The 7,098-nt window shown below is 62.8% G+C and carries 7 protein-coding genes; 2 read left to right on the top strand and 5 right to left on the bottom strand.

Annotation, left to right across the window (positions count from 1 at the left end):
• A partial coding sequence (locus tag AYR66_RS04260; RefSeq protein ID WP_420093084.1) for an alpha/beta hydrolase family protein occupies positions 1-505 on the top strand: 505 nt, incomplete at its 5' end.
• A 13-nt stretch (positions 506-518) separates the two neighbouring features.
• Here AYR66_RS04260 and AYR66_RS04255 read toward each other — a convergent pair.
• From AYR66_RS04255 to AYR66_RS04235, 5 genes are all read right to left on the bottom strand, one after another.
• A complete protein-coding gene (locus AYR66_RS04255) occupies positions 519-728 on the bottom strand; it encodes a hypothetical protein (protein ID WP_088706499.1) in 210 nt (69 codons plus the stop codon).
• Positions 729-827: 99 nt separating this feature from the next.
• Entirely contained in the window at positions 828-1,976 is a 1,149-nt protein-coding gene (locus AYR66_RS04250; RefSeq protein WP_206047050.1) for a radical SAM/SPASM domain-containing protein, read from the bottom strand.
• Between the two features lie 101 nt (positions 1,977-2,077).
• A complete protein-coding gene (locus AYR66_RS04245; protein ID WP_088706498.1) occupies positions 2,078-3,301 on the bottom strand; it encodes an HD-GYP domain-containing protein in 1,224 nt (407 codons plus the stop codon).
• A gap of 147 nt (positions 3,302-3,448) precedes the next feature.
• Complete coding sequence (locus tag AYR66_RS04240) at positions 3,449-4,345, bottom strand: patatin-like phospholipase family protein (protein ID WP_206047049.1); 897 nt, start codon at positions 4,343-4,345, stop codon at positions 3,449-3,451.
• Between the two features lie 42 nt (positions 4,346-4,387).
• Positions 4,388-5,434 carry a sensor histidine kinase gene (locus AYR66_RS04235; RefSeq protein ID WP_170942058.1) on the bottom strand — a complete coding sequence of 349 codons (1,047 nt, stop codon included), beginning with the start codon at positions 5,432-5,434 and terminating at the stop codon, positions 4,388-4,390.
• A 195-nt stretch (positions 5,435-5,629) separates the two neighbouring features.
• Here AYR66_RS04235 and AYR66_RS04230 point away from each other — a divergent pair.
• Positions 5,630-7,098 (top strand): glucan biosynthesis protein G (locus AYR66_RS04230; protein ID WP_088709589.1); only part of this gene is annotated, 1,469 nt, incomplete at its 3' end.

Genomic DNA, 7,098 nt, shown 5'->3' with positions numbered 1-7,098 from the left:
GTCGATCGCGCTCGTCGGCAGCAGTTACGGCGGCTATCTCGGCGCGATCCTGACGGCGCTGCGCCCGGTGCGCTGGCTGGCCCTGCGCGTGCCGGCGCTGTACATGGACAACGGCTGGGGCCTGCCGAAACGGCAGCTCCACAAGGAGCAGGACCTTGGCACCTACCGCCGCAGCCTGGTGCAGCCGGAGGACAACCGGGCGCTGCGTGCCTGCGCCGAATTCAGGGGCGATGTGCTGCTGGTGGAATCGGAATGCGACAACACCATTCCGCATGAAGTGATCTGCAGCTACCGGGACGCATGCGTGAAGTCGCGCTCGCTGACCTACCGCGTGATCGAGGGCGCGGACCATGGACTGTCGGAAGAGCATTGGCAACGCGCCTATACAGCATTGCTGATGAACTGGATGACGGAAATGGTGCAAGGCGCGCGGATGGGAAGCCATGCCGCGCCCAACGCCATGCCGGGCAATACTGTGCCGGAAGCGCCGCCGACGCCGGCCTGACACCGCCAACCAGTCAGCTGTCGCTGCGGTTCATCTTGTCCTGCTCGACTTCCACGCGAAGGATATTGAAACCGCCATCGTAATAGCCTCGGCTTTCGGCTGCCTCGCGTGCTTCCCGCGTGCTGAGGAAGTGCCAGGCCAGCGACTGGTCGTCGGTCAGGGAGACATCGTCCGCGAACGGGTACAGGTACCCGTCGGGGGTCTTGATGACATAGGCGTGCATGCGTCCTCCTCTTGCGCTGCCGGATTTCCGACAGGAACCGGTGCCGGCGGGTTGTGCTGGAATCAGTGTAGTCCAGCAAACGCAAGGACGCATAGCCCCTTACGGCATGACTTCCACGTACTCATACACTTCGCAATTCGCGATCACGTCGCGCAGCCCCAGCGGCGCCCGTGCGAACCAGCCGCGCGGATCATGGCGGTCGATTTCCTCGCCGAGGAACTTCACCAGCTCGCACACCGGCTCCACCACATTGCGGCGGTAGCTGTCGTCCTTGCGGACATAGGCGACGTGCAGGTTCTTCATGCAATTGCCGCGGCAGAAGGCATAGGCGTCGCAGGACTGGCAGGGCATGTCCGGATGCGGCTGCAGCGGGCTGCGCGCGAGCCAGTTTTCGGTGACGCTGCCATGCTGCATGCCGGTGTCGTCGGTCATGTCCGGGCAAGGGAAGATCGAGCCGTCCGGCAGCACGTTGAGGATATGCGTCGAGGCGCGGCACTGCGCATGGCCCGAACATTGCTCGATGGCGCGCGAAGGCAGCACCTTGTTGCGCACGATGCCCATCAGCGGGATGAAGGGATAGAGGGTGTCGTTGCTGGCGAAGAAACGCTGCACCAGCTGCGTGAGTACCTGCTTTTTCTTCGCCATCGCCTCTTCCGAGTAGGCGCCGTCGCTCTGCACGAACTGCCAGTACACGTAATCGAAGGTCTGCAGCAGCTCGTCCAGCTCCTCGAAGCTGGTGTCTTCGCTGCCCCAGGTTACGCGCGCCGTGAGCGAGCCGCCGACCTTCCCGCGGATGCCGCCCACGCGGTTGACGACGCGGCGGTACACCCCCTTGCCGCGGAAGCCGTCGGTGATCGCCTCGCCGCCGTCGACCGAAACGAGGACGTTGGACAGCTTCGCCAGCAGGTGGTCGGGCAGGCGGTGCAGCAGCGTGCCGTTGGTCTGCAGCTGGAAGCGGAAATGCGGGTAGCGCTGCATCACCTGCTCCATGAATTCGACATTGAGCGTCGGCTCGCCGCCGTAGAAAGTGACGTACTTTTCATGGCGGTCGAGGTGGGTGCGGATGAAGCGGTCGAGCGCCTCCAGCGAATAGCTGGGCTTGCCCTGGGAATTGACCACCTTGCTTTCCGAGCAATAGGTGCACTTGAGGTTGCAGCGCAGCGTCGTGAAGAGGTTCAGCTCGACGCGGTTGCCGATGATGGGATGCAGCGACGGCATAAGGGCAGCCGTGGAAACGATATCGTTCATGTTGTTATTGCAATGGGTGATGCGCGCGATGCGCGGGAAGAAAAACCGGACTCGCCGCCCGGTTCGGTACGGCGAGTGTTACGAGAGGAAGATGAGCTTCATCAGTGCAGGCTCATGAACTTGAGCGGGTCGACGCGCCATTTTTCCGGCGATTCGTGGCTCAGGATCTTGTCGCCGCCGCCCATGCCGAAGGGCCGGGAGAGGTCGACCTGCTCCGGCCTGATGTAGGTGTTGGAGCGGGTGCTGAAGAAGACGTTGACCTTGGGTTTGAGCAGGTCGGTTTCATGCGGTTCGACGACCACGCCGAGGCGGCCGGACTGCAGCCTGACCAGCGTGCCCACCGGGTAGATGCCGACGCAGTGCATGAAGGCCTGCACCATCTGCGGGTTGAATTCGTTCTTGCTCCACTCGAAGATCTTGCGCAGCGCTTCGGCGGCGGAGATCGCCTTGTGGTAGCAGCGGTCAGACGTGAGCGCATCGTAGACATCGACCAGCGCCGCCATTTGCGTCAGCGTGCTGATGCGTTCGCCGGGCAGCTTCTTGGTGTAGCCACTGCCGTCCATGCGCTCGTGGTGATGCAGCGTGATGTCGAGCGGGATCTCGCCGACCGAACCGGAGCGCAGCAGGATATCGTAACCATCCTTCGGATGGCGCTTGATGATCGCAAATTCCTCTTCCGTCAGGCGGCCCGGCTTGTTGAGGATTTCATCCGGCACCAGTGCCTTGCCGACATCATGCAGCAGCCCGCCGAGCCCGGCCTGGTGCATGGTGTCGTCATCGAGGCCGGCAGAACGGCAGAAGGCCACGACCAGCGTGCAGACAGTGACGGAGTGCAGGAAGGTGTAGTCGTCCTTGCTCTTGATGCGCAGCAGGCCGATCAGGGCGCCCTGGTTGCGCAGGAGGGATTCGGTGATTTCCTGCACCACCGGCTCGACCTGGTCGAGTTCCACCGCGCGGCCGAGGCGCACGTCGCGCATCGCGTCGCGCACGATGCGGTAGGCGCGGTTCTTGACCTGCACGGCCTGGGCCATTTCCTCGCTCAGCGTGACACGGAGACGATTGCGGGAAGGCGCGCGGGCGAGGTCCTGGAGCTCGGATTCGATGACGGCTTCAACCTGCTCGGCGGTCGGTGCGTCTTCGACGTCCAGTCCGCGGTCGGTATCGATATACAGTTCGCGCAGCCCGGCACCGGCGATCTTTTCCAGCTGTGCGTCATTGGAGATCGACACACGGTTGGTCAGGAAGGGATGGTCGATCCACGAACAATTGAAATCGTGGACAAACATGCCGACCTTGAGCTGGTCCACTCGGATTTTCTTGATCATGGCAGGCGAACGCAACGCGCGGAAAGATAATCATGCCGCAAAGCACAATTCAGGGCCTTGATCTAATACAAGCAAGAATGAGTTGCCCGTTTGAAATGCGGCCTGGCGATGCCGTAAACACATGTTTTTACGGATATTGCGCTGCAATCAGCCGGCATTGGCGCCGAATGCCTTCGCCGTCTTTTCACGGCCCAGCGCAATCATTTCTTCGGCGCGCCAGAATTCATGGATGCGGCAGGCATTGCGCGGGATCTCAATGGTTACGTCCGGGGAATAGGCGGCCAGCTTGAGGCGCGCAATGGTGTTTTCCATCGCTTCCATCGAGCGCAGCGCGACGTCGATCATGCCGGGCGCGGAGACCGCTGCTTCCTTGAGCGGATTGAGGCTTTCGATGAACGCATGAATGCGCTGGCGGTAGTCGTTCTGGCCCGGAATCGGTGCGCTGGTCACTTGCGCCGCACGCTGCTCGTAGCGGCCGCCGGGGTTCACCGCGACGATGAGGTCGTTGCGGTCGTCGAGCGTTGGCGCGATGGGCACCGGGTTGACCAGTCCGCCATCGACCAGCATGCGGCCATCGAGTTCGGCTGGCGTGAGCAGCAGCGGAATCGCGATCGAGGCCCGGATCGCATCGAACAGCTTGCCTTCACGCAGCCACACTTCCCGGCCTGTCTCCAGCTCCATCGCTACCGCAGTAAAGGATACCGGCAGCGCTTCGATGTCGGCGTCGCCGATCAGGTTGCGCAGCTGGGCGATCACACGCTCGCCCTTGAACAGCCCTGCACGTCCGAATGCAGGATCGAGCAGGCGCAGCACTTCCATGCGTTCCAGCGCCAGCGTCCATTCGGCATAGGCTTCCAGCTTGTCCGCCGCATAAATGCCGCCGACCAGCGCCCCCATCGATGAGCCGGCAATCGAGCGGATGCGATAGCCGTTCTCCGTCAACCACTGGATGACGCCGATATGGGCCAGTCCGCGCGCGCCGCCGGCGCCGAGGACAAGGGATACGGTCTTGGATGAGGACGGCATGGTGTGCGGAAGGCGCATGGAGACATCCCATCGTACCCCGCCCTGCGTACAGGGGCCAGCTTATCTCGGCAGCCGCGCCTCGAACGCCAGCTCGCCGTCACGGGCGGCAACGCTGGCTTCGCCGCCATGCACGCGCAGGATTTCACGCGCAATGAACAGTTCGAGGCCGAGATCGGCCGGCGGATTGCCTTCCGGGTTGGCGCCGGCAATGGCGAGCTGGGCAATGGGATCGAACATCGTACGTACCATGTCGGCGGACAGCGCCTGCGCCGTACAGCTCACACGGAAAACGATGGCATCGTCGCAGGCAGCGGCATGCAGGTGGATCGGCATGCCGCGCACGCCGTTGCGCGCCGCGCTGTCGAGCAGGTTGCGCAGCGCCTGGCGCAGGCGCGCACTGTCGGCGACAGCGTCCAGCATCCCCGTATGCGCGAAGCAGAATTCGCAGCGCGGATGTTCCGCGCGAATATCCTCGAGCGCCTGCCGGCATACCGCGTCGAGGTCGGCGGGCTTCTTCGCGACCACCATGGTCTTGCCAATTCGTGAACGCGCAAAGTCCAGCACATCCCGGATCATGCCTTCCAGGGTTCCCGCGCAGCGATGCACACGCGTGACGGCCTCGGCCTTGCGCTCCTGCGGGACGTCGTCGCGCGCAAGGTATTCGCAGGCCATGTTGATGACGGAGAGCGGCGTACGCAAGTCATGCCCCAGCATGCCGAGGAACAGCGCGCGGGTGCGTTCAACCTGCAGCGCATGCTGCGCGACCGCTTCGCCGACAGCGAAATCGAGCGCTTGATGAAACCGCTGCCACTCTGCGTGCGGGCGGGCTTCATCCGATTTCCACAGCGACGGTACGACGGCGCGCAACTGGCGCAAGGCGTCGCTGACCTGCCGGACATCGAAGTCCGGCATGGCGCGCAGCAAGGTACGTGCAGTGATGGCAGCGGACGAAGTTTCATGGTCCGCCCCGGAAGCAATATCTGCAGCCACGGCCATCAGGATTTGCTTCGCCTGCCCTTCGAGGGGCGAGACGGCGGGAAGAACCGCTTTTTTCCACTCGGCGACGATGTGGTCGATGTTCTCGATGATGAAGGTCGGCAGTTTCATCAGGGGCCTGCTTTGTGGACGAATGGGATGTCTTGCGGGCAAGGTCGGTTGGCCATTGTAACCGTGTTTCACCAATGGCATAGGCGACTTCCGGCGCTGCGACCGGTACAAATTGGACAATGATTGCCCACGATCAAAACAGTAACAGCGATGCACTGCACCATACGGCCATATACCAACCAAATCGCGATATCGATGACATGGATCAATACTGCACTTTGCGTGGCCTGCGGCTCCCTGCTGCTCACCGCGTCCGCACATGCCTTCAATTTTGACGACGTGGCGGCAAGGGCGCGCAAGCTGGCGTCGTCCGCCTATGTAAAGCCGGTGAAAAACGTATCGAAGGCGCTTGCCAGCCTTGATTACGACCAGTACCGCGATATCCGCTTCGATCCTTCACGCGCGTGGTGGCGCAATGCGAAGCTGCCCTTCGAACTTGCCTTCTTCCACCAGGGCCGTACCTTCGACACGCCGGTCAAGATATACGAGGTCAACGGCAAGGCGGTGCAGGAAATCCGCTTCGACCCGAAGTCCTTCGACTACGGCGCCAACGAATTGCAGCCGAAGGACCTGGCCGGCCTCGGCTTCGCCGGCTTCCGCGTGCACTATCCGGTCAACACGCCGAAGTACAAGGACGAGGTGCTGGTCTTCCTCGGCGCAAGCTATTTCCGCGCGGTGGGCAAGGGCCAGCTGTACGGACTGTCGGCACGCGGACTCGCGATTGATACCGCGCTCGCTTCGGGTGAAGAATTTCCCCACTTCACCGAGTTCTGGGCGGAGCGCCCCGCCGCCGGCGCGAAGGAACTCGTGATCTACGCGCTGCTCAACTCGCCGCGCCTGGCGGGCGCCTACCGCTTCACGCTGAAGCCGGGCACCGACGCCGCGGTCGATGTGAAGGCGCAACTGTACCTGCGGGAAAACGTGACCAAGCTCGGCATCGCGCCGCTGACCAGCATGTATTTTTTCGGCGAGAATCAGCGCGCACAGATCGAGGATTACCGGCCGGAAGTGCACGATTCCGACGGACTCGCGATCCAGTCGGGAACCGGCGAGTGGATCTGGCGTCCATTGGTGAACCCCAGGCGGTTGCTGGTGACCTCGTTTGCGCTCAACAATCCGGCAGGATTCGGATTGATGCAGCGGGACCGGCAATTCAACAGTTATGAAGACCTCGAAGCGCGTTATGAAATGCGCCCCAGCGCCTGGGTGGAGCCGAAGGGGCAGTGGGGTGCCGGACGGGTGGAGCTGATCCAGATCCCGACGCCGGACGAAACCAACGACAACATCGTTGCCTTCTGGGTACCCGACAACCCGCCGCGCCCCGGCGAGCCTTTCGATTTCGAATACCGGTTGCTGTGGCAGAAGGATGCGGAAAAGCGTCCGCCTTCGTCGTGGACGGTGCAGACGCGCCGCGGCCATGGCTGGGTGAAGAAGCCGGATGACAGCATTGCGCTGTCGGTCGATTTCGAAGGTCCGGCGTTGAAGAAGCTCACGGCCGGCGACAAGGTCGAAGCCGTGGTCGGCAGCGACGCCAACGGGAAGGTGCTGGAGACAAACACCATCCGCAACGAAGCGACAGGCGGATGGCGCATGACCGTCCGTCTGCGCCGCACCGACGACAAGAAGCCGGTGGAGTTGCGCGGTTACCTCAACAGCAACAACAA

Source organism: Noviherbaspirillum denitrificans, from assembly GCF_002211445.1.
In the GTDB taxonomy this organism is placed as follows: domain Bacteria; phylum Pseudomonadota; class Gammaproteobacteria; order Burkholderiales; family Burkholderiaceae_D; genus Noviherbaspirillum; species Noviherbaspirillum denitrificans.
The sequence above is the reverse complement of the archived record's forward strand: the minus strand, read 5'-3'. Positions and strand labels throughout refer to the sequence as shown.